Consider the following 25,131-nt stretch of genomic DNA (forward strand, 5'->3'; position numbering starts at 1 on the left):
TTACCGGACTCACTGGCGATAGCGCGACAAGAAATTGGCAAAGCGGTCGAGTGCATCGCCTAGCTGGTCTGCCCAGGGCAGTGTCACAATGCGCACATGGTCGGGTTCTGGCCAGTTAAAGGCAGTGCCCTGTACCAGTAATATTTTTTCCTGCAGCAGCAGATCCAGCACCATCTGCTGGTCGTCTTTGATATTAAAGACCTTGGGGTCGAGCCGCGGAAAGGCGTACAGCGCGCCTTTCGGTTTCACGCAGGAAACCCCGGGGATCGCATTCAACTTTTCCACGGTAATATCGCGCTGGGCCAGCAGCCGCCCGCCGGGCAGGATTAAATCGTTGATCGATTGATAGCCCCCCAGCGCGGTTTGAATCGCGTGCTGGGCGGGCACGTTGGCACATAGCCGCATGGAAGCCAGCATATTCAGCCCCTGGATATAGTCCTGGGCGTTTAGCTTGGCCAAGTTGCCGGAGATAATCATCCAGCCCGAGCGGAAGCCGGCGCAGCGATAGCTTTTGGAGAGCCCGTTCATGGTGATGACTAATTGGTCATCGTCCGCCAGCGCGCCCGTGGCGGTGTGCTCGACGCCGTCATACAAGATCTTGTCGTAGATCTCGTCAGAGAACACCACCAGGTTATGCTGCTTGGCGATCGCCAACACCTCTTTCACCACGGCAGGCGGATACACCGCGCCGGTCGGGTTGTTGGGGTTGATCAGCACAATGGCCCGCGTGTGGCTGGTGATCTTGGCGCGAATATCCGCCATGTCAGGCGTCCAGTCGGCCTGCTCGTCGCACAGGTAGTGCACCGCGTGGCCACCGGAAAGGTGAGCGGCTGCGGTCCATAGCGGGTAGTCCGGCGCTGGAATCAGTACCTCATCGCCGTCATTCAGCAGCGCCTGCATGGCCATGACGATCAGCTCAGACACACCGTTGCCGATGAAGATATCCTCAATCCCCACGCCGGGAATCTGCTTGCGCTGGCACTCCTGCATAATCGCTTTACGGGCGGAGTAGAGACCTTTGGAATCGCAGTAGCCCTGGGCCGTTGGTAGGTTACGCATCACATCCTGAAGAATCTCTTCCGGCGCCTCGAAGCCGAAGGGCGCGGGGTTGCCGATATTCAGCTTGAGAATTCGTTGGCCTTCCTCTTCCAAGCGCTTGGCGTGGTCGAGCACCGGGCCACGAATGTCGTAGCAGACATTGTGCAGCTTATGAGATTTCTTTAACGGTTGTGATTCGTGCGACTGCAGGGTATCCATGAGGTGTCTGTCCAAAAGTAGCTAGAGGCCCAAAAGTGTCCAAAAAAACATGAGTGCTTAAAAAATGTCCGTAAGCCGTGTCTTTGGCTAAAGAGCAGTCAGGCCATTATGCGTCGGAAAGCGCTTGATTGTCTTCGTCGTTTTGCACGGGCGGCGGAGGAATATCCGCAGGAGTTTCAAGCGTTAGCCTGCCCAGCTTGCCGTCGCGTAGTTCGTGAAGCAGTACTTCGGCGCCACGGTGCAGATCCACCGCGCCACCAGGGCGCAGGCCGCCTCGGCGGGCAGCAATATCTTTTAAGATGGCGTTGCCGTCAAAGCCAGCAATAGCGAGAAAGTCAGGCTTTTTGGGGCCGTCCGCATCAATGTCGTGGGGAATGTCGGGTGCCGCGTAGGGCGGCAGCTCTTTGAGCTTATAGCGCTCGATGAGCGCTTCAGGGTAGCGTTTGGCAAGCTCCGCGCTGGTCACAATCGCCACGTCCGTGTATTCAATGGCCGTGTCGCGAATGGCACCGGTGGCGGCGAGGCGATAGGCGCTGGCCTGGTCTTCGATTTTGGGCCACAGCACGCCTGGGGTGTCGGTAAGGGCTACACGCCCATCAATACGCACCTTTTGTTGGCGCTTGGTCACCGCAGGCTCGTTGCCGGTTTTGGCGATTTTTCGCCCTGCTAAGCCGTTAATCAGCGTGGACTTACCGACATTCGGTATGCCCATTACCATTACGCGGACATCGCGATCAGCACGCACGGCACCGGCCAGCTCATGGCATAGCTTGGGGATTTTCTTTAGTTCGCGGGTATTGGTGGTGGTGACAGCTAGAGCGCGCATATTCTCTTGGGCATCGAAAAAAGCCACCCACTCGGCCGTTCGCTCAGGGTCGGCGAGATCGGCGCGGGAGAGAATTTTCAACACCGGCTTATGGCGGGTTAGCTCGGCCAACATCGGATTGGCGCTGGAGTAGGGCAGACGCGCGTCGAGTACCTCGATCACGACATCGATCTCTGGCAGCACCTCCGCAATCTGGCGGCGGGCCTTGTTCATATGTCCTGGAAACCAGCCGAGCATGAATCTCTCCTACAAGCACAAAAAAAGCGGGCTGCCATTATAGCAGCCCGCCGGACTTAACGCTGATTACTCGTCGGGGTGAAACTCCAACGACACCGAGTTGATGCAGTAGCGTAAGCCGGTGGTATCGGGTGGCCCATCGGGGAATACATGACCCAGGTGGGCATCGCAGTGGGAGCAGACCACCTCGGTGCGCTGCATGCCGTGCGTGGTGTCGGTATGCTCCTCCACACAGCGGGTGCCCAGCGGCCGGTCGAAGCTTGGCCAACCGCAGCCAGCGTCAAACTTGTGCTCGTTCTCAAACAGTGGCGCATTACAGCACACACAGTGGTAAATGCCCTGCGCATCGCGCACCTGATAGTCGCCGGTGAACGGTCGTTCAGTGCCTTTTTCACGCGCAACACGGTACTGCTCTGGGGTTAGCTGTTGTTGCCATTCGTCGGGGGATTTTTCTATTTTCGCCATGGGGTTCTCCTTTCCCTCTGGTTTCAATCATTCAGAGGCTTATTAGGCAGACTAGCTTATCACTTGTGTAAGTGACAGCTAGCCACCTGCCCAAGTTCAGCCTGTGCGAAGGCTGAGAAAGCCGCCAGTCTGCTTCTTATAAGCTTGCCGCCCCGCCATTACTGCGCGGGTCGTGGGCGCTTTCTATTAATCCATCGGGGTGGTGCACAATCCCACCTGCATGCCCCATGGTGTCGCTGAATGCCTCTGGGAGTACTTCCACATCATGGCCCGCCGTGACTAAGGCGGTGATCAGCGCGTCGTCAAAGCGCGCTTCCAGCTTTAAGTTAGTGCTGCTTTCACCCCAGGTACGACCCAGCAGCCAGCGGGGGGCGGTAATCGCCTGCTGGAGCGGCATGTCGTGCATTGCATAGCGTGAAAATACGGCCGCCTGGGTTTGCGGCTGGCCTTCACCGCCCATAGTGCCATAGACCATGGTGCGGCCATCGTTAAATTTGGCCAGCGCCGGGTTTAACGTGTGGAAGGGTTTGCGACCAGGGGCTAAGCCGCGCAGGTCGTCGGGGTTAAGCGAGAAGCTGATGCCGCGGTTTTGCCACAGCACGCCGCTTTCCGGCAGCACCACGCCGCTGCCAAACTCCCAGTAGATGCTCTGAATAAAGCTCACCGCACGCCCTTCGCTATCCACGGTGCCCATCCAAATGGTGTCGCCCGGCGCTGGTTTGTGGGGCCAGGGTAGGGCGTGCTGCGGGTCGATCTGAGCCGCTTCTAAGCCAATGTTCTCTTCGCTGAGCAAATTTTGCAGCGGTGTTGGCACACGGCCGGGGTCGGTGACGTTTTGGTCGCGCAGGATAAAAGCGCGTTTGGTGGCTTCGATGAGCCCGTGCAAGTGGTCAAAACCGTTTGGTTTGTCGGCCTTCAAGCGCTCGTAAATAGCTAAAATCATTAGCGACGCCATGCCCTGGGTCGGCGCCGGCAGGTTATACAGCGTGGCATCTTGCAGCGTTACTTCCAGCGGCGTGACGCGCTGGGCGCGGTAGGCGTGAAAGTCAGCCAAGCGCAGGGGGCTGCCCACTGCTTCCAAGTCTTTCGCCATGCTAGCGGCCAGTTTGCCGCGATAGAAATCATCTAATCCGGCTTCCGCCAAGCGCTTGAGGGTGGCCGCTAAACGTGGCTGACGCAGCCGCTCACCTTCCCGGGGCAGCTGGCCGTTAAGCAGCAGGGAATCACTAAAGCCAGGGCTTTGAGAAAGGCGCTCAACGTGTTTGGCGGTGAGGGCTTCCTGGCTTTGTGTGACCGAAATGCCCGCTTCGGCATGACGAATAGCGTCGGCCAGCAGCGTGGTGAGGGGAAGCTGTTTACCCCATGTTGACGCTACCTTCAGCGCTTCATGCCAGCCGCCAATGGTGCCCGCCATGGTGAGGGCGGCCTTTGGGCCTCGCTCAGGTATGTGCGATTCACCGGCGTAGAAATCCGCGTTGGCCAAGCCTGCCGCCGGGCCGCAGGCGTCGATGGCAATAGGCGCTTTGCCCGGTTCATGAATCAACCAAAAGCCATCGCCTCCCAGGGCGTTCATATGCGGATAAACGACCGCAATAGCGGCAGCGGCAGCGACCATGGCCTCCACCGCGTTGCCGCCCTGCTTAAGCACATCGCGCCCGGCGCTAGCGGCTAGGTGGTGAGGAGCGACGCAGCTGCCGCCGTAACTACGTTGAGTATGAAGCATCTTTGATTCCTTATTATTAAGTAAGTGCTAAAGCAGGTCGTTACCAGCCAATGGCTTGGGGCAACCAGGTAGCAATGCTGGGAAAGATAAATACCAGCGCCACGGCAACAAACTGGAGGCCGATAAACGGCAGCGCACCTTTGTAAATATCCAGCGTCGAGACTTCTTTCGGCGCCACGCCCTTGAGGAAAAACAGCGACCAGCCAAAGGGTGGGGTAAGAAACGAGGTTTGCAGCACCAGCCCCACCAGAATGCCCAGCCACACCATATCGACGCCCATCTGGACAAAGAAGGGCAAAAACAGCGGTAGGGCAATATAGCTGATCTCAATCCACTCAAGAAAGAAGCCCAGCACAAACATCAGCAGTAGCATAAACAGCATCGCGCCTAACTCGCCACCGGGCACCCAGTCGAACATACGGGCCACCAAGTGCTCGCCGCCCAAGCCACGAAATGCGAGACCAAATACCTGCGCGCTGATCAGAATAAAGAACACCATGGCCGAGATCACCAGCGTGGCCTTGGCGACCTCTTTGAGTAGCGCAAAGGTTAACCGGCCGGAGCAAGTCACAATTAATAACGCCCCTAGTGCGCCCATGGAGGCCGCCTCAGTTGGCGCGGCAATGCCGCCAATAATCGAGCCTAATACCGCAAACACCAAGCCCACCGGCGGGCCCACCACGGTGATGACTTTGCGAAACAACTGGCGCCGCCCCATATCCGCACGCTCTTCAGCTGGAATGGGAGGCATCAGGTGAGGATAAAGTTTAGCGATCACCAGAATGGCAATAATATACACCGCCGCCAGCGTCAGCCCCGGCACCATGGCCGCAGCGAACATGGTGCCGACCGATTCACCCAGGATTTCAGCGAGTAGAATCAGCACTAGGCTGGGAGGAATAATCTGTCCCAAGGTGCCAGAGGCGCAGATCATGCCGGTGGCCAGGGTCTTGGGGTAGCCGCGGCGGAGCAGCGTGGGCAGGGTGAGTAAGCCCAGGGTGACGATCGTGGCGCCGACAATGCCCGTAGCGGCGCCTAACAGCACACCAACCAAAATAATCGCCACGCCCATGCCGCCTGATAGGCCGCCGAACAAGTGGCCAATCACATCAATCAGTTCTTCGGCCAGCTTCGACTTTTCCAGCATCACCCCCATAAATACAAACAGCGGAATAGCCATAAAGGTGTAGTTGGTCACCACCCCATAGATGCGGGATGGCAGCAGGTTAAACAGCATTGGGCCAAAGCCAATATAGCCAAAGAAAAAAGCCGTGGCCGCGATGCTGATACCCACCGGAATACCAATCAGCAGGAACACGAAAAAAGCCACGATCATGCCGATCGCTAGCCATTCATTGGGAGACATGCGTTATTCACCTCGTGTGGGTAGGGCAAACGCTTGACGCAGCGCGTGGGCCAACCCTTGCAGCGCGAGAAGGACAAAACCGAACGGAATGAGCGACTTGAGCAGCCAGCGAAGGGGGAGTCCGCCTGGGTTGGGCGATGCTTCGCCGCGGGCGAACGACTGGGCGATCCAGGGCAGCGTCAGCCAGGCGATATACAGCCCCATGACTAGCAGTAATAGCCCGCCGATCACCTCAATTACTCGCTGCAGATTCGCGGGGAAGCGTTCGTAGAAGACGTCTACGCGAACTTGCTCACCCATCAGCAGTAGATACGACATGCCAAACAGTGCGATAGGTGAGATCAGGTGCCACTGCAGCTCCTGCAGCCATACCGCGCCAACGCTAAATGCATAGCGCATCAATACGTCACCAGCGACTAATCCGACTAATACCACGCAGGTCCAGGCGGCGATCCAGCCAAAAAGCCGAACCACCGCCTCAACTCCGTGGACAAAACATGCCACGGCGCGCATATCAGACTCCGATAATGTCGTTTAACCAGGCGCGTTCACTGGCGCCTGCCCAGCGGTCATGATTGGCTTTAAACGCCATATAGCTATCGTGCACTTTGCGCACCAGCGGATCGGCGTTGGCCTCTGTCGCCAGGGTATCTTGAGTGGCTTCACGCAGCGCATCGACAACGGGGGTGGGGAGCATGCTGGCAGTGACGCCTTCGTTCTCAACCAGATCGGTCATGGCTTCACCGTTAACGGCTTCGGACCAAGTGACGCTCTCCAAACAGGCCGCCATACAGGCGGTTTTGACAATCATCTGCAGGTCTTCCGGCAGGCTATCCCAGTGGGTTTTCGAGATCAGCAGTTCGCCTGTGGTGGAGGGTTCGTGCCAGCCAGTGGTGTGGTAGAACTTGGCAGCGTTATGCAGACCCATGCGACGGTCTTGGAAAGGGCCAACGAATTCAGCTGCGTCAATCACGCCACGCTCCAACGCTGGGAATATTTCGCCACCGGGCAGGACGCGGGCATCCACACCAAGCGAGGAGTAAACCTGACCCGCTAGGCCAGGAACGCGCATGCGCAGCCCGTTGAGCTGGCTAATATCTTCAATGGGCTCGCGGAACCAGCCGGTCATCTGCACGCCGGTATTGTTCAGCGGGAAGGCCACCATGCCGTAGGGCTCATACACTTCGTGCCACAGCTCCAAACCACCGCCGTGGTAAAGCCACGCCATATGCCCCATAAAGCTCATACCAAACGGTACGGTAGTGAAGTATTGGGCAGCAAAGGTGGTGCCTGACCAGAAGTAACTGTTAGCGGCGTTCATCTCAATCGTGCCGCTTTGAACGGCTTCGAAACCTTCAAAGGCTGGAATCAGCTCGCCGGAAGAGAAGTGCTGAATATTGAGGCGTCCGCCGGACATGGCGTTGATTTTGGCGATTACATCAGTAGGGCTGCCAGGCCCTTCCACGTAAAAGGGTGAGCCAGGCGGATAGGCATTGGTCATACGCCAGTTGAAGCTCTCGGCGGACTGCGCACGGGCGATAGAGGGGGCGCCCAATATAAGGCCAGCAGTGGAGGAGACGGCTGCCGTGGTGAGAAACTTGCGGCGGGATAAGGACATAGCACACCTCATTAAGTGGGAAGTAGTCAGCAAGGGAACACAATGAGGTAGCAAGGGGTGTGCCATAAAAATCGATTTTATTGTAAATAAAAGATTTTTAACGATTTTATAGGTGGGTGGGGGAGGGCGCAGCACTAAGCGAAATAAGCGTTTGCACCGGTATGACGCCGAATTATAATGCTGAGCACTTTCAGCGTGCATGGCTATGTCGTAACCCCCACGCTTTGCTTGCAGGTAATTGAAAGCTAGCCAATTAGATTGGTGAAGGTAGAGAGCTTGACAGCTCAATAAGGTCTGAGTAACATACGCGCCACCTCGACGAGGCATTGCAACGTCCCATTCGTCTAGTGGTCTAGGACACCGCCCTTTCACGGCGGTAACAGGGGTTCGAACCCCCTATGGGACGCCACTTATTTTTGAGGCCCAAGTCCTTTAAAGGTAAGTCCTTTAAGGAAGAGCGTTTTTAAGAGTAAGCGGTCGTCAGGTTATCGGAATGCGGGAATAGCTCAGTGGTAGAGCATCGCCTTGCCAAGGCGAGGGTCGGGAGTTCGAATCTCCTTTCCCGCTCCAATTAGGTGTGTGGTAAGTCAGGCGAGGTCGGGAGCTGGAACGCCAGCCCGGTCGAATCTACTTTCCCGCTCCAAAGTAGTTGAAGTAATTACAGTGTCCCATTCGTCTAGTGGTCTAGGACACCGCCCTTTCACGGCGGTAACAGGGGTTCGAACCCCCTATGGGACGCCACTTCCGATAGATTAGGTAAAAAGCTAAGTAAGCAAGTGTTCTATAAGCGGGAATAGCTCAGTGGTAGAGCATCGCCTTGCCAAGGCGAGGGTCGGGAGTTCGAATCTCCTTTCCCGCTCCAGTTTTGATGGTGTGGTAAAGAGTATTGCCTTATCAGGGCGAGGGTCGGGATCTGGTGCGCCAGCCCGGTCGAATCTCCTTTCCCGCTCCAGTTTTGATTTAGTCCCATTCGTCTAGTGGCCTAGGACACCGCCCTTTCACGGCGGTAACAGGGGTTCGAACCCCCTATGGGACGCCATCTAGCGTTACACGTCGTTTTTGCGTTGCGGGAATAGCTCAGTGGTAGAGCATCGCCTTGCCAAGGCGAGGGTCGGGAGTTCGAATCTCCTTTCCCGCTCCAGTTTTGATGGTGTGGTAAAGAGTATCGCCTTACCAAGGCGAGGGTCGGGATCTGGTACGCCAGCCCGGCTGGGGGCAGCCCCGTCAATCTATTTCCCGCTCCAGTTAAACAGTATCAGGTAGCTATGACAGCGTCGGGAACTGGAATGTCAGTCCTGCAATATGACAGCCTATAGCTCACCTTCTCCGCTAAGCTTCTAGTATCCAAAACTTCTTCCATTTCACTGCTTTATATGCAGTTTTCGTCTATGTTCTTTTTGCTGATACTGAGTCAGTGGCTTTTAGCCTAATAGGGCTCTGGCTAAACGTCTTGGATGACCACGGGCTGGTTTTCTTTGGTTTTTTGTCCAAGCTCAGCTGGTTCGTCAGTGCTCCCTCCCGTCAGGCTATCATCGTCGTTCTAAATCATATGAAGCTTGCCGCTTTCATATTGGCAGTTAGGCATCTTATTAATTTGAAGATAAGCCAGTAACTGACGCTGTCACTTACTATTAGCGCACGTAGACGTGACCCACGACAATATGCAAATGCGTAACCTTAGCTATGATGGTGACCCAACGGTGCATGGCCTTGGGTACATTTGCCACTCAGATCGCGATGACCAATGCGCGCTGGCTTTGATTCCTACATGCAGCGAGGCTTCGATGACCGACGATCACAGGCAGCTGCCGGGCGCTTGAAGGCTAGGACGGGGATGCCTACCAGAACGGGGGTAGCCCTGGGTAATCGTTTCTTTTCACAGTGATTTAGGGTGCCCTGCGCGCGCGAAACTGATGCCACACAGATAACCCGGTTAACAGAGGATTAAAAAATGGCTTATGCAACGACCAATCCCTATACCGGGGAGACGATCAAAAATTTCCCCAACGCAACCGATGCAGAGGTTGCTCTGGCGCTGGATAGCGGCGATAAAGCATTCCGCAACTGGAAGAACACTCCCGTCCAGCAGCGGGTCACTATCCTGCAGAAAGCGGCCGACTTGCTGCGAGCCAATAGCGAGGAGTATGCAAAACTGCTGACCCTGGAGATGGGCAAGCTGCTGGGCGAGGCGCAGGCGGAGGTCGAGCTGTCAGCTGCGATCTTCGAGTACTACGTCGAGAACGCCGAGCGGCAGTTGGCACCTGAGAAGCTGCCGTCCAAGGATCCGGTGGTGACCGAGGCCTGGCTGGTGCACGAGCCCCTGGGCATTATCCTTGCGATAGAGCCGTGGAACTTCCCCTATTATCAGATCGCCCGCATCATCGCTCCTCAGCTTGCCGCCGGTAACGTGGTCGTGCTCAAGCATGCATCCAACGTCCCGCAATCGGCTGCGCTTTTCGAGAAGCTGATGCTTGACGCTGGCTTGCCAGTTGGCGGATTCAAGAATCTCTATGCAACGCGCGAGCAGCTGGAAACCATCATTAACGATCCACGCGTTCACGGTGTTGCTTTGACCGGTTCTGAAGCAGCTGGCGCGGTAGTTGCTGCACAGGCTGGCAAGGCGCTGAAGAAGTCAACGATGGAATTGGGCGGCGCCGACGCGTTTGTCGTGCTGGATGATGCCGACATCGACAAGGCCGTGAAATGGGCCGTGTTCGGCCGCCACTGGAACGCTGGGCAGGTATGCTGTTCGTCCAAGCGGATTATCGTCGTCGAGGAGGTCTATGACGCCTTCCTGGAGAAGTACAAAGCCAGCGTCGCCGTGCTCAAAGCAGGAGATCCCATGGATCCGACGACGACATTGGCGCCTTTGTCGTCTCAGAGCGCAGCGGACGATGTCCAAAAGCAAGTGGAAGATGCAATTAAGCATGGTGCTACGGCGACCGTAATCGGCGCCGCAATACCCGAGCGCGGTGCATTCGTACAGCCTGTGCTGCTGACGGACTTGACGAAGGACAATCCTGCTTACTACTGGGAGTTCTTTGGTCCGGTATCTCTGGTGTTCAGAGCCAAGAGCGAGTCCGAAGCCATCGAGATCGCCAACGATTCTCCCTTTGGGTTAGGCGGATCAGTGTTCACGCAGAACATTGAGCGAGGTCGCCAGGTGGCGGCTCAGATATCCACCGGCATGGTTTACATCAATCACCCAACGGCAGTGAAGGCCGACTTGCCTTTCGGCGGCGTTCGTCGCTCCGGCTATGGTCGCGAGTTGATTGGCCTCGGACTGAAGGAATTCGTCAACCACAAGTTGATTGGCGTTACCGACATCGACGGTCAGTTCTGACCGTCATGCTCGGGAGTACATTGTTAATGTGAGTTTTCTTGCCAGCACGCACGAAGTTGGGTTCTCGGCCACAGCCTGTTTTCAAGGTTTTGAAACAGGCTCTAAACGACTCTCAGGGGCATGCGACTGTTGATCTTGCACTCCGCAGGGCAGACGAGCTAACGCACGACTGCTGTATCATTGAAAACCTTGTTGAGGGGGGGCCGCAAAGGTTCCCTTTCCCACTCAAAGCGCTTCTAGTCTCAATTGCTTCCCTGATGCATCAGCTATTGCTGGACGCTATTTTTCTGCGTGTCTAGCGCTCGGCTCGATTGTTCGCCTTGAAAAAAGTCGTTTGCGCCCTAATGTTTTACCTTCTCTTCTTATTTTGCTGACAGGACATGTTCATGGCCGAACCGGCATTGTCGATCCGTGGCCTTACCAAAGTGTATGGCAACGGCTTTCAGGCGCTCAAAGGTATTGATTTAGACGTCCAGCAGGGCGATTTTTTTGCTCTCTTGGGACCCAATGGCGCCGGTAAATCCACCACCTTGGGGGTGGTTTGCTCGCTGGTGCAAAAAACAGCGGGCAAGGTCTCCATCTTTGGCATTGATGTCGATAAAGATTTCGCCAAGGCCAAATACCAGTTAGGTGTCGTGCCGCAAGAGTTCAACTTCAATCAGTTTGAAAAAGTGCTCGATATCGTATTGGCCCAGGCGGGTTACTACGGTATGACGAGCCGCGAAGCCTTGCCTCGCGCTAAACAGCTGCTAACTGATCTGGGCCTATGGGAAAAGCGCAACGGCAGCGCGCGGATGCTCTCCGGCGGGATGAAGCGCCGCCTGATGATCGCCCGGGCGCTGATGCATCGCCCCAAATTGCTGATTCTGGATGAGCCAACCGCTGGGGTGGATATTGAATTAAGGCGCAGCATGTGGGAATACATGCGGCGGATTAATCAGGATGAAGGCACCACTATTATTCTTACCACTCATTATTTGGAAGAGGCCGAGAGCCTTTGCCGCAATGTGGCGATTATCAATAATGGCGACATAGTGCGGAATACGAGTGTGCGAGGCCTGCTGGCTGAACTGAATACCGAGACCTTCCTAATTGATACCTCAGAGGCCATTACAGACATACCCAAGATAGAAGGGTTTGAGGTAAAGCAGCTGGAATCTACTCAGCTATCACTCGAGGTGCACCGCGGGCAACGTTTAAATGATGTGTTTAGTGCGCTGAGCGAGCAGGGCATCCAGGTGGTTTCCATGCGCAACCGGGCCAATCGCCTAGAGGAGATGTTTGTGTCAATGGTGGAAGGGAGTGGTCAAGGGGCGATAGACCAGCGCGTCGAGAAGCAGGAGGAGCGCGTATGAACGCTACGCAAACATTGATCGCTCTATGGACGCTGGTGCTCAAAGAGATCAAACGCTTCACCCGTATTTGGCCGCAAACGCTGCTGCCACCTTCGATCACCATGGCGATGTACTTCATCATCTTCGGTAATCTCATTGGTTCGCGGATTGGCGACATGGACGGCTTCAGCTACATGGACTTTATCGTCCCGGGGCTGATCATGATGTCGGTGATTACCAATAGTTACTCCAACGTGGCGTCGAGCTTCTTCTCTAATAAATTCCAGCGTTCGATTGAAGAAATGATGGTTTCGCCAATGCCCAACTGGGTCATTTTAGCCGGCTTTATTCTAGGCGGCATGGCCCGTGGTCTGGGCGTCGGGCTGATTGTGACCATCGTTTCGCTGTTCTTTACCCGTCTCACCATGGAGCATCCACTGCTCACCGTGTTGGTGGTGGTGCTCACCTCGGCCCTGTTCTCCATTGGCGGGTTTATTAACGCTTTGCTGGCCAACAAGTTCGACGATATTTCTATCGTGCCGACGTTTATTCTCACGCCGCTGACCTATCTGGGTGGGGTATTTTACTCTATCTCGATGTTGCCCGAGTTCTGGCAGGGCGTTTCCATGCTCAATCCGATTTTGTACATGGTTAACGTTTTCCGTTACGGCTTCTTAGGCGTGTCGGATATTCCCGTTGGCTGGGCGCTCGCTGCTATTTTTGCCTTTATCATTGTGCTGTTTAGCATTGCGCTTGCGATGCTGGAGCGCGGTAAAGGTATCCGCAGCTAGACGCATCAATCCGCTTGAAAAGAGAGCTTTTATCACATGGTACATCGCCCAGACACGTTAGAGCACGCGCCGTTAGGGCGCGATTCTGCCTACCCTGAGCAGTACGATGCGGGGTTGTTATATCCGATTCCCCGCGCAGCCAACCGGGTGCCACTGGGTATTGAAGAGGGCGCTTTGCCGTTTGAAGGCGAGGACGAGTGGCACGCCTTTGAAGTCTCCTGGCTGAATAGCCGCGGCAAGCCCATTGTCGCCGTGGCGCGCTTTCGGCTGCCCGCGCATTCGCCCAACCTGATTGAGTCCAAATCATGGAAGCTCTATCTCAATAGCTTCAATCAAACCCGCTTTTATAGTCGTCAGGAAGTGATGGAAACGCTTGCCAATGACCTCGCGGTAGCGGCAGGGGCTGAGGTGAGCGTTGAGTTGTTTGATGTGGATGCCCCCGAGCTTTCAGCACAGCATTTGCCGGGCGAATGCTTGGACGATTTGGATATCGCAGTAAGCGATTACACACCTAGCAGCGCACATCTCACGGTGGGGGAAGAGGTCGTAGAAGAGACGCTTTACTCCCATCTATTGAAATCTAACTGCCCCGTTACCGGCCAGCCGGATTGGGGAAGCGTGTTAATTCGCTACCAAGGGCCCAAAATCGATCGCGAAGGGTTGCTGCGTTACCTGATTGGGTTTCGTCAGCATCAGGATTTTCACGAACACTGCGTTGAACACATTTTCACCGACCTAATGACCCATGCAAAACCAACGCAACTGCTGGTGCTGGCGCGTTACGTGCGTCGCGGTGGATTAGACATTAGCCCCTGGCGCGCAACGCCGGGTCTAACGCCGCCCACACCGCTGCGCCTAGCAAGGCAGTAAGAGGCAGTGTTATAAATGGCGATGCTATCAATGGCGGTACTAAGTAGCCCACCGATTGAATTTGGAGTTATTAATGGATGCACTCACGCTACTTCACGAACGCAGCTCGATGGGCAAGCTGATTGAGCCAGCGCCTAGCAGCGAACAGCTAAGCGACATATATCAAGCTGCGTTGCGGGCGCCTGACCATAAAGAGCTGCGCCCCTGGCGCTTTATAGAGTTCAGCGGGGAAGGGCGTGAGCGTCTGGGCGAACTATTTGCCGAGGCGGAGTTCCAGGAAAATCCTAGCGCCGACGACGATACGCTCAATTCCGCGCGCAAAAAGCCGCTTCGTGCACCGATGATTATCGCGGTGATTGCCAAGGTCACGCCTGAGCTCGCTAAAGTGCCTAAAATGGAGCAAGTGATTTCTGCTGGCTGTGCCGCCCACGGCATTCTACTGGCCGCTCACGCACTCGGCCTGGGGGCTATGTGGCGCAGTGGAAAGTACGCGTTTGACCCGGTGGTACGCAAAGGGCTAAGCCTGGATGAAGATGATGAAGTCGTTGCCTTTATCTATCTGGGTACCCTGGGTGGTCGTCATAAACCGGTGGCGCAGCATAACGTTGCTGACTTTGTGGAGCGTTGGGACTAACCATGAGCGTATCCCGTCAACCAGGTTCCCCTCACCCACGTTTGCCGTTGCCAGAAGGCCAGCCAGACGACTTGGCCGCTTTCCAGCAGTGGCTGAGGACGCTATTCCCATGGTAAGTGCGTTAGGCATTAGCGAGATGACGCGTCACGACGATTCACTCACGTGGCAGTTGGCACTTGAACCCAACCTAAACGATAAAGGCACAGGCTTTGGCGGCGCTCTCTCGGCGCAAACCACGCTGCAAGGCTGGTGCTGGGTAACGCTATGGTTACGTGAAAGAGGTCTGGCAAGGGATGTGGTGGTTGCAGAAGCCAGTCAGCGCTTTCTTGCGCCAGTAACCAACGATTACCGTCTAGTGTGTAAGCCAACAGAGCTAAATGGGCCTGAGCAACTTGCCAACAAGCTCGCTGACCGCGGTAAAGGGCGCATTGCGTTAACCCACCAGCTCTATTGCGGCGAGACCCTCTGCCTGGAAGCCAGTGGCAATTACGCGGTGTTGCCGTCACGCTAACCGAAGGGATAATCGGCCTGAAAAGGCTTGCTATTTCGAGGCTTAGCCAATAGTATATGCGCCGTTCTGTTGCGAAAGGTTTAGCCTCTCAACAGAGCTAAAACGCGGAGGGGTGTCCGAGTGGTCGAAGGAGCACGCCTGGAAAGTGTGTAAGCCGCAAGGCTTCGAGGGTTCGAATCCCTCCCCCTCCGCCAAGAATTTAGATTAAGCCGCTGATTTCAGCGGCTTTTTTGTGTCTGTATTTTGAGCAGCCCATACTTTGATTTTGGCTTCCCCTGAAATGTATGGGATGCCTGTGGACAATCTTTCCCTGACTAGCTGGGCTACCAGAATTTTGACGCTAAACATGCTCGCGTGCCTCGTACGACGTGTCCTGAACATGGCGTCAAACGTATAGAGGTGCCCTGGGCTCGGCCGGGCAGCGACTTCACCCTGCTGTTCGAGCAAGCGGCCATGTCACCGGTCAAGGAGAAGCCGGTGCTGGCCGTCTCACGGCAGTTGGAGATTTCCGGCAAACGACTATGGCGCATTGTGCATCACTACGTGGGCCGCATGCTCAAGGCCATGCAGGCGGCGGTTTCTGAAAAGCCATTACTGAAGCCAATGGAAAAGGCCCTGGCAACGCTTGAGCTGCATGCCGACGCGGTGGTCAGAGCTGCCTGACGAACGCAAGACTGGAGGGGATGAACGGCCTGTTTCAGGCGGCTTGGTCACGCGCACGCGGCTACTGGAACGAGGCTAACTTCATCGCCATGATCTACCTGATTGGCAGCCCGGCGGGCCGCCTGTTCGATCAGGCTAAATCTACATGAAGTGACGAAGGACCATAAATATCAGGTTAAAAGTTGTAATGTTTGAAAAACGGTTTTCCCTGCTCAATATTTCTTAATTTCTGTTTTTAATTATTGAGAGAGTGTAGCTAGCCATTCAATGAAGCGTGGATCACTTCCGTATGCGACGTTCACACGCATACCTAATGCCGGGGCATCTGAGGTCGTAAATGCTCCTGACGGTGCTATAAAAATGCCTGTTTGAGCGGCTTCGGCTACAAGGTCTCTTTGCTGCATTGAAGGCGTAAGTTGTATCCAGACGTAATAGCCGCCACCCAGTGGGCGCGGCACGCTGTAACCGATGTTTTCCAGGCAGCGTACCGTCTCCGCCGTTGCTTCATGAATGCGGTCATGTAGCCGACGAAGATATTTCAGGTATTGGGCTCCCTCAATCAGCGAATGAACCAAGCGCTCATTTTGTGCTGATGTAGAGACAATGGAGATAACTTTCATTTCGTTCAGCTCCTGCGCCAGCTCAGGTGCCGCAGCGATATAACCGACCCTAACGCTACCTGGCAGTGTTTTCGAGAAGGAGCCGATATAAATAACCCGATTTAGTTGATCCAAAGCTGCCAGCCGGGGAGCGGTATAGGGAAGGATGTCGGCAAAAGGATCGTCTTCAACGAGAAGCATGTCATGCTCTTCAGCGATTTTCATGACCCCATACGCGATGCCTTGCGTGATTGATCCCCCGGTGGGGTTGTGCGCAAGAGATTGAGTGAAGAAAAGCCGGGCACCGGTTAGACGTGCTTTTTCACTAAGGTCTTCAAGATCAGGACCATCATGACGTCTACGGACACCTACAATGCGCGCTCCCGCCACACCGAGTTTCCAAAACAGCGGGTAATAGCCGGGGTCGTCAACGAGTACAGCGTCACCTGGCCTGACATAGCAACGTATAACTAGATCCATGCCGTGGTTTCCGCCGTAGGTCGTGAGTACCTGGTTAGGTTGACACTGAATGCCGCGTTCGGCGAGCGTGCCGCACAGGCGTTCACGTAGCGGTAATAATCCCCAGGCCGTGTTGTACGTATCGTCGGCATTCATCCGAATGACTGAAATGGGGCGCCGCATCTCATTAGACTCTAGCCAGTCAGGGGGTAACCGGCCATCACCAGGTCGAATCGGTAAGCGGCGCTCGAGCTGCTCAGTGAGGAGTTCTGTGGGTCTGACCGCACCAGGGATTGAAGGAAGAGCAGGGCTTTTCTTCCGAGTCGACGTGCGAGACACATAGTATCCCGACCCTGGACGAGCAACGACTACACCTCGGGCCACGAGGCGAAGGTATGCCTCCACCACCGTGTTCTTGGACACACCCATGACGGTCGCCTCTTCCCGGATCGAACGCAAACGGTCACCGGCTCGCAGGGTGCCATTGTGCATCCGTGCCATCACCCCATCGATAATACACTCAATCTTCGAATCGGAATTTTGCATATTTTACTGTACCACCCTGCCTACTGGTACGGTAACTAAAAAATTGTCCGTAATTGTACCATCTAAGTGCGGGCTTAACCCGCTATAGTCAAAAACAGGTGGAATCAAAAGCAGTGAATAAAAAAATAAATGGATAGCTTCTGGTGACCGGAAGTCATCATCAAAATAGAGTCGAGACGACTAGGTAGAGCGCCCAAAAGTTTGCTTCAACACAACAATAAAGGATGCCAGTTTCATGAACGAGACAGTACGCAAATTGGACGGACAAACAGCCGTTGTGACGGGTGCCGCGCATGGTATCGGCTATGCAATCGTGGAACGTTTCGCAAGTGAAGGCGCCAATATTGTACTGGCGGACATTGATATAGACGGGGTCGAGAGTGCAGCGACAGACGTTGCCATTCGTTTTGCTGTAGACACGCTACCAATGCAAATTGATGTTGCATCCGAAAACGATAATGCGCGCATGATAAATGAGGCCATCAAGGTATTTGGCCGGCTCGATATTCTTGTGTGCAATGCGGGCATCGTCAGACCAGCCTGCCCGATTGAAGACATTAAACCTGACCAGTGGCGACAGGTCATTGATATCAACTTAATGAGCTGTGTCTACGCTACGACAGCATTTATTCCTCATGCAAAGGCCAATCGTAGCGGTCGCATTATTTACATGGCCTCGGTGGCAGGACAGGTTGGGGGCGTTGCCTCAGAGGTAACCTATCCGGTAACGAAGGCAGGTGTCTTATGCCTTACCAAAGCTGTTGCGCGACAACTTGGGCCATTTAACATCACGGTCAATGCAATCGCGCCAGGTGCTATCCAAACGGCAATGACCGAGATTCTACAATACTCACCTGAAGTCAAAAAAAGTATCCCACTCGAACGTTACGGTGATGTCTCAGACATCGCTGCTGCTGCCCTTTACCTCGCGAGTGAGGATGCTCGCTATGTGACGGGCTCCACCCTTGATGTCAATGGCGGCATAGCAATGCGCTAACAAAAAACCAAAGAGAACAATTATGGACATGTATGAAAAACGGCTTCGATTACGCGAGCTTCTTCACGAGACAGGCTGCACGCCCCTGATGGGTGCCTACGACCTGCTCAGTGCGAAAATTATTGAGCAGACTGGTTTCCCAGCGCTCTATACCGGCAGTTTCGTGACAGGCGCTAGTGCTTATGGACTTCCCGATGTAGGGCTCGTTCAAATGCATGACCTGCTTGGCTTGGCTCGGGAGATCGCCAAGGAGACAAACCTTCCCCTAGTTTGTGACGCAGATACAGGCTGGTATCACGCTGCCAATATTTGGCGAACGGTTCACGAGTTTGAGTCGGCCGGTGCCTCTGCAATACATATTGAAGATACTGTGTTTGGGAAACATACCGAACACCCAGCCGTATTACTCGACTCAACAGTCATGTGTCAACGCATCAAGGCATGTGTAGACGCACGCAAAGACCCTAACTTCCTCATCTTCGCCCGCACTGATGCTATATATCTAAAAAATGATCCCGAAGAAGCCATCTCACGAATCAACGCCTATCTAGCCGCAGGAGCCGATGCTGGTTTTATACCCTTTAAAGGGTCGGTAGCTGCGCTAGCTGAATTTCGGAAAAGAATTAACGGCCCTTTGGTTGTAACCAGCGTTGACTTCCAAGATTCGGTGGCAGAAGAGGCTGTAGCAGGGGCAAACATGTCAATTTATTGGCCTTTGACTCTTTTCGCTGCATTTAAGGCGGTTAAGCAGGTATGTGAGGAGTTTTACCAGCATCAGGACGCGACCAGGCTTCATGAGTTCTGCTTTGATGAAGGGTTGATCAACAAGACCATTTCCTACGATCGATTCGAAGACAACCTTCGTCGGTTTGGTGCCGTATAGCTTTAAAGAAGGTGTACGTAACATTCATATAACGATTAGTGGCAGCTTTCCACTGATGGTAGAAGTTTTAGATCCCACTAAGTGTGAAAAGCAAAAAGCCTCAATGTAATGGTCTGGTCACTTAAACTTGTTCTTAAAAAGTTTTACCAACTAACTATTAAATAACCGTAACAGGAATCATCGCCATGTCTTACAAGTCTAAAAAATTTTTCGGTGGAATCGCCATTTCTCTTACAGCCATGGGAGCTCTCAGCTCACAAGCTTTGGCCCAACAGAGCTGGACAATGACATCTACCTGGCCAGACAGCATCTCCCTTGTTGAAATCGATCGTCGCTGGGCAGAGACCGTAAATAAGCTGGTTGGGGATGAGCTGCAAATCAACTTCCGAGCTGGTGGCACGTTAATGCCCAGTACGGAAGTATTCGACGCTATTGAGACTGGCGGCATCGAGGCTGCAGGTGACTCGCCTGTCTATTGGGCCGGAAACAGTCCCGCATTTTCGCTATTAGGTACGACCCTTAGCCTGTTCACTGCGGTCGATTATCTCAACTGGATTCAAGAGCGGGGTGGGTTCGAGCTCTACCAGGAAGTCTATGGTCAATATGGCATGGTGTATTTGCCACATGGCGTCGTCAATAACGAGGCTGGCTTCATGGGGCGTACCGAGATCAAGAGTCTGGCAGACCTTGATGGCAAGCGCTTGCGTATCTCTGGGCGGGATCAAGGTCGTGTACTGGAGCAGCTGGGGGGCTCCCAAGTCACCCTAGCTGGTGGGGAGGTCTACCAGGCGATTGAGCGTGGCGTGGTCGATGCAGCTGAGTTCTCTACTCCGGGTGTCAACTATAGTGCTGGTTTTGAAGAGGTAGTGGAGCACTGGGCTGTGCCAGGCTGGCATCAGTCGGCCAGTGTGGTTGGCGTTATGATCAACAAGCAGGCGTGGGATGCCTTGTCCGAAGAGACCCAGGAAATCTTAAAGATTGCCGCCGAGTCCAACTTAGCTTGGTCGCTATCACGCTCAGAGATGGAGTCCACAGAGGCAACCGCCAAATTCTTAGAGTCTGGTGTGACTATTAATCGGTATTCGGACGAGGATCTAGAGAAAATCCAAAACGTCGCCAATGAGGTGTTTTTACGTGGCGCCTGTGAAGACCCCAGCTATGCCAAGGTTATCCATTCCATGATCAAGTATGTTGATGAGTATGCGGTTTGGCGGGATGTCTCGGTGCCCTTTAATATGAGTCGCGTCAATAACAACCTTCCGTCATTAGAAGAAATCGAGTCCTGCATGGATCAATAAGCATGTCAGGGGTGGGTTCGGCATGGATCCACCCTTCGAACTAACTGAAGACAACCAAGCCATGCTGTTATGGTTCCGACCGCCTCGAGATACTTCCTATGAATGCTATTGTCAGAACTATTGATGCCCTTAATGAGGGATTTGGACGCCTAATTGCACCACTTCTTGCGATAATTACACTGATTGTAATCTATGACATCGCTATGCGCTTTTTCATTGGTCGACCTAGTGACTGGGCCTTCGATGTTACCAAGATGTTGTTTGGAGCCCATTTTATGCTGATGGCGGCATACGGGCTGCGTCATCACGTCCATGTTGAAGTCGATGTGCTCAAACGCCTGCTATCCCGTCGCAAGCAGGCAGGATTGGAACTTTTTGGTTACCTTTTCTTCTTTTTACCCTTTATCTGGATGCTGGGCACGCTGGGCTGGAGCTTTTTTATCCGCTCCTTGGGTCGTGATGAGACCACATACGGCATGGTGTCATTGCCTGTTTACCCAGTGAAGGGAGTCATTGTTATCACTGCCTTTCTACTTCTGCTGCAGGCCATCGTTATTGTTAGCCGTGCCGTGCAGCAACTGCACCAGGAAGAAGCCGTATGAGCCCCGAATTACTCACCCTGTTCATGTTCGGTGGCCTGTTGATCGGTTTGTTTATGGGGCATCCGCTGGCCTTTGTACTGGGCGGTATTGCCGTGCTCGGTGCTTGGCTGGGTCCAGGCGCGAACACATTAAGTCTCCTCATTAACAACATCTACGGCAATTCCATGGACAACTATGTCCTGGTGGCTATTCCACTGTTCATCCTAATGGCGCGCTTTCTCAACGACTCGGGCGTTACTGAGAAAATGTTTGAAGCGATGCGTTTACTGATGGCAAACCTGCGCGGTGGCCTGGCTTTGACAGTCGTTGTTGTTTCGGTATTGCTCGCCGCCACCACCGGTATTGTCGGTGCCTCCATCGCCGTGATGGGAATGATCGCGCTGGTGCCTATGCTCAACTATGGCTATAACAAGCAACTGAGCACCGGTGTCATTATGGCGAGTGGCTGCCTAGGCATCCTTATCCCACCGAGTATCATGCTTATCCTCATGGCTAGCTACTCGCCGGTTTCAGTAGGATCACTGTTTGCTGGTGCCTTAGTTCCGGGCCTGATGTTGGGTATGATGTATGCTATTTACGTGCTGGCGATTTGTCATTTCAAGCCAAGCTATGGTCCACCGGTACCGGCCGAAGAGCGTGCCAAGGTCTCTACTCGCCAATTGCTGGGGATGCTTGGCAAGTACGTTTTGCCGCCAATGTCCTTGATTCTCGGTGTGCTGGGATCGCTGTTCACTGGCATTGCTACCGCCACGGAAGCATCCGCCATTGGTGTAGCCATCGCCTTCCTGCTATTCCTTATCTTCGGTGATCGCAAGCTTTCGACGTGCTATTGGACTCTGATCGAAGCCAGTAAGACCACCACTATGGTGATGCTAGTGCTGGTCGGCGCCACCGCCTTCACCGGCGTGTTCTCAATTGGTGGAGGCATGCAGGTCATCCACGAGGTCGTGATGGCCATGCCGGGCGGCACCACCGGAGCGCTGATCTTAATGTTCTTCTTGGTCTTCATCTTGGGCATGTTCTTAGACTGGACCGGCATCGTGCTGCTCAGCTTCCCGATCATGTTGCCTATCGTCGATAGCATGGGAGTCGATGTGCTGTGGTTCGTGGTGATGGTTGCCGTGGTGTTACAGACCTCGTTTCTGACGCCCCCGTTCGGCTATGCACTTTTCTATCTCAAGGGCGTATCACCCAAAGGCGTTGAGACTGTTGATCTCTATAGGGCCGTAATTCCTTTCTGCGCGCTGATTGTACTCGCCTGCATATTAATGGCACTGTTTCCTGTATTGATAACCGGCCTGCCGTCACTGCTATTAAATAGCTGACATTTGGCCAACCACGAGCGTTTGCGGTTCCCTTAAGACGGGCATTAACCTATGTTAGAAGAAAGGGGTAAGCAATATGGTGCATTGCCTTAAACTAAGTTTTGTTAAATTAAAATTCTCAACCTAAAAAAAGATATTTACTAATAATGTAGCTGCCCACTTGGGCAGCCTGAAGCCCGCCGAAGGGGGCTTGGATCTATCAGTTCATGAGAAAGCGAGTAGATTATTCCAACTGCCATTCAGCAAGCGGTACTTCGTTTTGGCAGCTGGTGTCCACCTGCGCGAGTGGGTCGCCAAGAAATTCGTTAATCACGGTGGATCGACACTCATTGACCGGACTGTGCCCCAAGGCCTGCATCTCAATAGCCTGGAGGTTAGGCATTGTTTCGGCAAGTTCTTCACTCCAGCGAGTACCGCAGCAAGGGTCCATCTGACCATGGATCGCCAGTGCGGGCGTTTCTGCAGTGACTATGTCGTTATGTTCGGGGGGCACATCGCCATCTCCACCCCACCAGGCACAAAGCCAGATAGGTTCAAAACCAATAATGGCGGGTTCTCGTTGCACTGCTGCAATCGAGTCTTGTGGTGTCGGGCGGTTGGTTCCCATGTCGTTACAGGCCTGAGCCAGAAACGCGCCCATGGCATAGTTGGGTGCTTCGGTAACCGGGTTATATTCGTCAATCATGAAGAAGTCATGAAGCGACGAGTAGTCACCCTCAGACACTTCGGAAACAATGCGGGGCAGTTCGCCGTAATATTGCGGTAGCATCAGGTAGAGCGTGTCGAGGAAAGCGGCACCGTCAAAGTATAGCGTTTTCTGCTCAACTCCTGATTCAACCTGGGCAATATAGGGTTTGTTGTCCAGTGCGCGACGCGCTCTATCAATGGCCAAGAACCATGCCGGGATCTGTTCTCGGCAAGCTTCACTCTCTTCAACGCACATGGCCAGGACGTCGGTGAATCGACGTTTTAATGTATAGAACTCATCTAACGGGGCTCTATTGCGAAGGCTGGCGTACCAGGGCCAACCAAGAATGGCGGATCTCACACTGTCGGGGTAATAGCGAACATAAGACAGCGCTGTGCCACTGCCGGTCGAGGAGCCGAATATATTCACGTTATCGTAATCAAGCAGGTTACGAATTTCTTCGAGGTCGCGTGAGGTGGCGCTTTCCGTATATTGGGAAATCTCAACGCCCTCATCTTCAAGCTTTTGATAGCAGGCGGCTACTTCTTCAGTGATGTGTGCCATCCGCTCCATGGGATCGAGCGAAGAGGTTAGCGCCGGTGTATGAATAATATTGTGGTATGGCGACACGGCTGCGTAGCCAGGACACTCCAATGAAGGGGTGGAATGCTTAAAGCCGCGAGGATCAAACACCACTAACGAGCGGTTGCCAATATCCTTACGCAGTTGTTCTATGTAATCAGCATTACCGAGGATGGAGTATCCTGGGCCACCGGGGAAAAAGACCACGGGATCACTTTCTGTATCGGCTTCATTTTCAGTCTCGGGATCGATGACGCCTACGGGGAGTTCAACTGTATTCCCGTTTGGATCGTCCCAGTTTTCTTGACCGTAGAAGGTGTAGCAACTGGCATTGAGGTCTTCGAGCACTTGAGTTGCGCAGGCTGTGCTTTCTAGCCGAGGGATCGTGTCTTCATCTTGGTCTTGTGCGTGAGCCATTCCAGCACCTAATGCAGCCATAAGGCATAGGCTCCTCAGTGCTTTATGCTTGTTGGGTGGCATGACATCTCTCCATTCACAGATAATTTTGTTAGCGAGAAAGACAGCAAATGCTTTACCGTAAAACCACTATTACACCCCGTAAACTCCGTTTTCTCGTTAATTTTTGCCTTGTCTAGTCTTCGCTCGCCGACTTTTAGTACAAAACCTAACGAAAAGGTTTACAGGTCAGGTTTAACTCTTGAATCCGCCTTTCATGGCTATTGCATCAAAAGTAAAAAATTACTTTACCCTATGACTTTTTTATCAAGATGAAGGTAAAGCGAATCAAACTCGCCAGCCTCCTTTAGTTTCTGCCAGTCAGGTATGGTTACCTTTCTTTTGTTCGTAATTATCAAGCCATCGTTACGAAGGGCCTGTAGTACTCGGTTTACGTGTACTGGGGTCATCCCCGTTGCATCTGCCAGCTCTGCTTGGGTGATAGGCATATCAAAAATGTTTTCATTTTCTACCAATCCCACCGCTTTAAGGCGTAGCAAGAGCTCACAGATAATATGAGCGATCCGTGAATAGCCTTCACGTTGCCCTACATTCAACAACCATTCCCGGAAAATGGAAGCATCCACCAACGTCTCATGCCAGAAACCCGCAGTGAGCCGAGGGTGACGCTCAAATAAAAGCGATAAATCTTGGTGCTGTATGAAGCCGAGTTTGCATGGGCTGAGTGATGCAATATTGATATCAATAACTTGCAAGTGCAGGCTTTGCAAATCTGGCATATCGCCAGGAATATGCAACGCCATTATTTGCCGTTTGCCCTCAAGGGTTAATTTGTAGACACACGAAAAACCTTCCAGCAGTAAGCAACATTGACGAGGTTGGTCGCCCATTTTAACGATGTCTTGGTTAGACTTGACGTCTTGTGTTTGTACCGGTAATTCCTGGAGCGCCCGCTTTTCCTCGGCAGTAAGGGTGAAGTTACTTTCTAACTTGCGAATCATCAGGTGGGTATGAGGAAGCAGGGCAGTCGGCATGTTTGCTCCAGATTTGGCAGGAATGAAGCCCTTCGCAACAGTGTCTCTGCTTGAGTGCTAATA

The 25,131-nt window shown here is 53.7% G+C and carries 21 protein-coding genes, 7 tRNA genes and 2 pseudogenes; 20 read left to right on the forward strand and 10 right to left on the reverse strand.

All coding sequences use genetic code 11. From position 1 onward, the window contains the following. Positions 1–9 precede the first annotated feature (9 nt). From ACXUPB_RS06400 to ACXUPB_RS06430, 7 genes are all read right to left on the reverse strand, one after another. Positions 10–1,257 carry a pyridoxal phosphate-dependent aminotransferase gene (locus tag ACXUPB_RS06400; protein WP_035555868.1) on the reverse strand — a complete coding sequence of 416 codons (1,248 nt, stop codon included), beginning with the start codon at positions 1,255–1,257 and terminating at the stop codon, positions 10–12. A gap of 106 nt (positions 1,258–1,363) precedes the next feature. Further along, on the reverse strand, positions 1,364–2,320 hold the full coding sequence (ylqF, locus tag ACXUPB_RS06405) for a ribosome biogenesis GTPase YlqF (protein ID WP_035555865.1): 957 nt from the start codon (positions 2,318–2,320) through the stop codon (positions 1,364–1,366). Positions 2,321–2,386: 66 nt separating this feature from the next. After that, positions 2,387–2,785 carry a peptide-methionine (R)-S-oxide reductase MsrB gene (gene msrB / locus ACXUPB_RS06410; RefSeq protein WP_035555862.1) on the reverse strand — a complete coding sequence of 133 codons (399 nt, stop codon included), beginning with the start codon at positions 2,783–2,785 and terminating at the stop codon, positions 2,387–2,389. 136 nt (positions 2,786–2,921) lie between these two features. Further along, complete coding sequence (locus tag ACXUPB_RS06415; protein ID WP_035555860.1) at positions 2,922–4,508, reverse strand: gamma-glutamyltransferase family protein; 1,587 nt, start codon at positions 4,506–4,508, stop codon at positions 2,922–2,924. 40 nt (positions 4,509–4,548) lie between these two features. Then, entirely contained in the window at positions 4,549–5,874 is a 1,326-nt protein-coding gene (locus ACXUPB_RS06420; RefSeq protein WP_035555858.1) for a TRAP transporter large permease, read from the reverse strand. A 3-nt stretch (positions 5,875–5,877) separates the two neighbouring features. Continuing rightward, the gene (locus tag ACXUPB_RS06425) at positions 5,878–6,387 is read right to left on the reverse strand and encodes a TRAP transporter small permease subunit (RefSeq protein WP_035555856.1); all 510 of its coding nucleotides are present in this window, start codon (positions 6,385–6,387) and stop codon (positions 5,878–5,880) included. A gap of 1 nt (position 6,388) precedes the next feature. After that, positions 6,389–7,492: a TRAP transporter substrate-binding protein gene (locus tag ACXUPB_RS06430; protein ID WP_035555854.1), complete on the reverse strand. Its 1,104-nt coding sequence runs from the start codon at positions 7,490–7,492 to the stop codon at positions 6,389–6,391. Between the two features lie 333 nt (positions 7,493–7,825). On the opposite strand from ACXUPB_RS06430, the gene ACXUPB_RS06435 reads away from it, so the two are divergent. The 15 genes and pseudogenes from ACXUPB_RS06435 (at position 7,826) to ACXUPB_RS06505 (ending at position 15,787) form a co-directional block, all read left to right on the forward strand. Continuing rightward, positions 7,826–7,901 (forward strand) — tRNA-Glu (locus ACXUPB_RS06435). A gap of 86 nt (positions 7,902–7,987) precedes the next feature. Continuing rightward, positions 7,988–8,062 (forward strand) — tRNA-Gly (locus tag ACXUPB_RS06440). Positions 8,063–8,157: 95 nt separating this feature from the next. Then, a tRNA-Glu gene (locus ACXUPB_RS06445) sits at positions 8,158–8,233 on the forward strand. Positions 8,234–8,279: 46 nt separating this feature from the next. After that, positions 8,280–8,354: transfer RNA gene (locus ACXUPB_RS06450), tRNA-Gly, on the forward strand. Positions 8,355–8,455: 101 nt separating this feature from the next. Continuing rightward, a tRNA-Glu gene (locus ACXUPB_RS06455) sits at positions 8,456–8,531 on the forward strand. A gap of 27 nt (positions 8,532–8,558) precedes the next feature. Further along, positions 8,559–8,633: transfer RNA gene (locus ACXUPB_RS06460), tRNA-Gly, on the forward strand. Between the two features lie 810 nt (positions 8,634–9,443). Beyond that, on the forward strand, positions 9,444–10,835 hold the full coding sequence (locus ACXUPB_RS06465) for an NAD-dependent succinate-semialdehyde dehydrogenase (protein WP_035555850.1): 1,392 nt from the start codon (positions 9,444–9,446) through the stop codon (positions 10,833–10,835). A gap of 386 nt (positions 10,836–11,221) precedes the next feature. Beyond that, positions 11,222–12,190, forward strand: a complete 969-nt coding sequence (locus ACXUPB_RS06470; protein ID WP_035555846.1) for an ABC transporter ATP-binding protein — start codon at positions 11,222–11,224, stop codon at positions 12,188–12,190. Beyond that, the gene (locus tag ACXUPB_RS06475) at positions 12,187–12,960 is read left to right on the forward strand and encodes an ABC transporter permease (protein ID WP_035555844.1); all 774 of its coding nucleotides are present in this window, start codon (positions 12,187–12,189) and stop codon (positions 12,958–12,960) included. The genes ACXUPB_RS06470 and ACXUPB_RS06475 overlap by 4 nt, the downstream gene beginning before the upstream one ends. A 36-nt stretch (positions 12,961–12,996) precedes the next feature. Continuing rightward, a complete protein-coding gene (gene queF, locus ACXUPB_RS06480; protein WP_035555842.1) occupies positions 12,997–13,830 on the forward strand; it encodes an NADPH-dependent 7-cyano-7-deazaguanine reductase QueF in 834 nt (277 codons plus the stop codon). Between the two features lie 73 nt (positions 13,831–13,903). Next, positions 13,904–14,464: a nitroreductase family protein gene (locus ACXUPB_RS06485; protein ID WP_035555840.1), complete on the forward strand. Its 561-nt coding sequence runs from the start codon at positions 13,904–13,906 to the stop codon at positions 14,462–14,464. A 2-nt stretch (positions 14,465–14,466) separates the two neighbouring features. Beyond that, positions 14,467–14,975: pseudogene (locus ACXUPB_RS06490) on the forward strand (YiiD C-terminal domain-containing protein). A gap of 106 nt (positions 14,976–15,081) precedes the next feature. Then, positions 15,082–15,169: transfer RNA gene (locus ACXUPB_RS06495), tRNA-Ser, on the forward strand. Positions 15,170–15,323: 154 nt separating this feature from the next. Next, positions 15,324–15,521 (forward strand): annotated as a pseudogene (locus tag ACXUPB_RS06500) (helix-turn-helix domain-containing protein); the annotation flags it as partial. A gap of 137 nt (positions 15,522–15,658) precedes the next feature. Next, a complete protein-coding gene (locus ACXUPB_RS06505) occupies positions 15,659–15,787 on the forward strand; it encodes a hypothetical protein (protein WP_374730585.1) in 129 nt (42 codons plus the stop codon). A 90-nt stretch (positions 15,788–15,877) separates the two neighbouring features. On the opposite strand, the gene ACXUPB_RS06510 is transcribed toward ACXUPB_RS06505, so the two are convergent. Next, positions 15,878–17,242 carry an aminotransferase-like domain-containing protein gene (locus ACXUPB_RS06510; protein WP_179915283.1) on the reverse strand — a complete coding sequence of 455 codons (1,365 nt, stop codon included), beginning with the start codon at positions 17,240–17,242 and terminating at the stop codon, positions 15,878–15,880. Between the two features lie 235 nt (positions 17,243–17,477). On the opposite strand from ACXUPB_RS06510, the gene ACXUPB_RS06515 reads away from it, so the two are divergent. The 5 genes from ACXUPB_RS06515 (at position 17,478) to ACXUPB_RS06535 (ending at position 22,347) form a co-directional block, all read left to right on the forward strand. Then, positions 17,478–18,239: an SDR family NAD(P)-dependent oxidoreductase gene (locus tag ACXUPB_RS06515; protein WP_179915284.1), complete on the forward strand. Its 762-nt coding sequence runs from the start codon at positions 17,478–17,480 to the stop codon at positions 18,237–18,239. A gap of 22 nt (positions 18,240–18,261) precedes the next feature. Then, a complete protein-coding gene (locus ACXUPB_RS06520; protein WP_179915285.1) occupies positions 18,262–19,122 on the forward strand; it encodes an isocitrate lyase/PEP mutase family protein in 861 nt (286 codons plus the stop codon). A gap of 185 nt (positions 19,123–19,307) precedes the next feature. Continuing rightward, positions 19,308–20,420, forward strand: coding sequence for a TRAP transporter substrate-binding protein DctP (gene dctP / locus ACXUPB_RS06525; RefSeq protein WP_472955932.1), 1,113 nt, complete (start codon positions 19,308–19,310; stop codon positions 20,418–20,420). A gap of 98 nt (positions 20,421–20,518) precedes the next feature. Beyond that, positions 20,519–21,022 carry a TRAP transporter small permease subunit gene (locus tag ACXUPB_RS06530; RefSeq protein ID WP_179915287.1) on the forward strand — a complete coding sequence of 168 codons (504 nt, stop codon included), beginning with the start codon at positions 20,519–20,521 and terminating at the stop codon, positions 21,020–21,022. Further along, complete coding sequence (locus ACXUPB_RS06535) at positions 21,019–22,347, forward strand: TRAP transporter large permease (protein WP_179915288.1); 1,329 nt, start codon at positions 21,019–21,021, stop codon at positions 22,345–22,347. The genes ACXUPB_RS06530 and ACXUPB_RS06535 overlap by 4 nt, the downstream gene beginning before the upstream one ends. A 223-nt stretch (positions 22,348–22,570) precedes the next feature. Here ACXUPB_RS06535 and ACXUPB_RS06540 read toward each other — a convergent pair whose 3' ends face one another. Next, positions 22,571–24,034, reverse strand: coding sequence for an alpha/beta hydrolase (locus tag ACXUPB_RS06540; RefSeq protein WP_246361703.1), 1,464 nt, complete (start codon positions 24,032–24,034; stop codon positions 22,571–22,573). Positions 24,035–24,321: 287 nt separating this feature from the next. After that, a complete protein-coding gene (locus ACXUPB_RS06545) occupies positions 24,322–25,068 on the reverse strand; it encodes a Crp/Fnr family transcriptional regulator (protein ID WP_035559758.1) in 747 nt (248 codons plus the stop codon). Positions 25,069–25,131 lie beyond the last annotated feature (63 nt).

The sequence above is a fragment of the Vreelandella sp. DA03-1M genome (assembly GCF_055725665.1).

What these genes read in the sequence shown, in the direction of transcription:
- queF (WP_035555842.1), top strand. Translation starts at nt 12,997, where the DNA reads ATGGTACATCGCCCAGACACGTTAGAGCACGCGCCGTTAGGGCGCGAT.
- ylqF (WP_035555865.1), bottom strand. Translation starts at nt 2,320, where the DNA reads ATGCTCGGCTGGTTTCCAGGACATATGAACAAGGCCCGCCGCCAGATT.
- ACXUPB_RS06515 (WP_179915284.1), top strand. Translation starts at nt 17,478, where the DNA reads ATGAACGAGACAGTACGCAAATTGGACGGACAAACAGCCGTTGTGACG.
- ACXUPB_RS06540 (WP_246361703.1), bottom strand. Translation starts at nt 24,034, where the DNA reads ATGGCTCACGCACAAGACCAAGATGAAGACACGATCCCTCGGCTAGAA.
- ACXUPB_RS06400 (WP_035555868.1), bottom strand. Translation starts at nt 1,257, where the DNA reads ATGGATACCCTGCAGTCGCACGAATCACAACCGTTAAAGAAATCTCAT.
- ACXUPB_RS06470 (WP_035555846.1), top strand. Translation starts at nt 11,222, where the DNA reads ATGGCCGAACCGGCATTGTCGATCCGTGGCCTTACCAAAGTGTATGGC.
- msrB (WP_035555862.1), bottom strand. Translation starts at nt 2,785, where the DNA reads ATGGCGAAAATAGAAAAATCCCCCGACGAATGGCAACAACAGCTAACC.
- ACXUPB_RS06420 (WP_035555858.1), bottom strand. Translation starts at nt 5,874, where the DNA reads ATGTCTCCCAATGAATGGCTAGCGATCGGCATGATCGTGGCTTTTTTC.
- ACXUPB_RS06530 (WP_179915287.1), top strand. Translation starts at nt 20,519, where the DNA reads ATGAATGCTATTGTCAGAACTATTGATGCCCTTAATGAGGGATTTGGA.
- ACXUPB_RS06475 (WP_035555844.1), top strand. Translation starts at nt 12,187, where the DNA reads ATGAACGCTACGCAAACATTGATCGCTCTATGGACGCTGGTGCTCAAA.
- ACXUPB_RS06535 (WP_179915288.1), top strand. Translation starts at nt 21,019, where the DNA reads ATGAGCCCCGAATTACTCACCCTGTTCATGTTCGGTGGCCTGTTGATC.
- ACXUPB_RS06485 (WP_035555840.1), top strand. Translation starts at nt 13,904, where the DNA reads ATGGATGCACTCACGCTACTTCACGAACGCAGCTCGATGGGCAAGCTG.
- dctP (WP_472955932.1), top strand. Translation starts at nt 19,308, where the DNA reads ATGTCTTACAAGTCTAAAAAATTTTTCGGTGGAATCGCCATTTCTCTT.
- ACXUPB_RS06545 (WP_035559758.1), bottom strand. Translation starts at nt 25,068, where the DNA reads ATGCCGACTGCCCTGCTTCCTCATACCCACCTGATGATTCGCAAGTTA.
- ACXUPB_RS06520 (WP_179915285.1), top strand. Translation starts at nt 18,262, where the DNA reads ATGGACATGTATGAAAAACGGCTTCGATTACGCGAGCTTCTTCACGAG.
- ACXUPB_RS06510 (WP_179915283.1), bottom strand. Translation starts at nt 17,242, where the DNA reads ATGCAAAATTCCGATTCGAAGATTGAGTGTATTATCGATGGGGTGATG.
- ACXUPB_RS06415 (WP_035555860.1), bottom strand. Translation starts at nt 4,508, where the DNA reads ATGCTTCATACTCAACGTAGTTACGGCGGCAGCTGCGTCGCTCCTCAC.
- ACXUPB_RS06430 (WP_035555854.1), bottom strand. Translation starts at nt 7,492, where the DNA reads ATGTCCTTATCCCGCCGCAAGTTTCTCACCACGGCAGCCGTCTCCTCC.
- ACXUPB_RS06425 (WP_035555856.1), bottom strand. Translation starts at nt 6,387, where the DNA reads ATGCGCGCCGTGGCATGTTTTGTCCACGGAGTTGAGGCGGTGGTTCGG.
- ACXUPB_RS06505 (WP_374730585.1), top strand. Translation starts at nt 15,659, where the DNA reads ATGAACGGCCTGTTTCAGGCGGCTTGGTCACGCGCACGCGGCTACTGG.
- ACXUPB_RS06465 (WP_035555850.1), top strand. Translation starts at nt 9,444, where the DNA reads ATGGCTTATGCAACGACCAATCCCTATACCGGGGAGACGATCAAAAAT.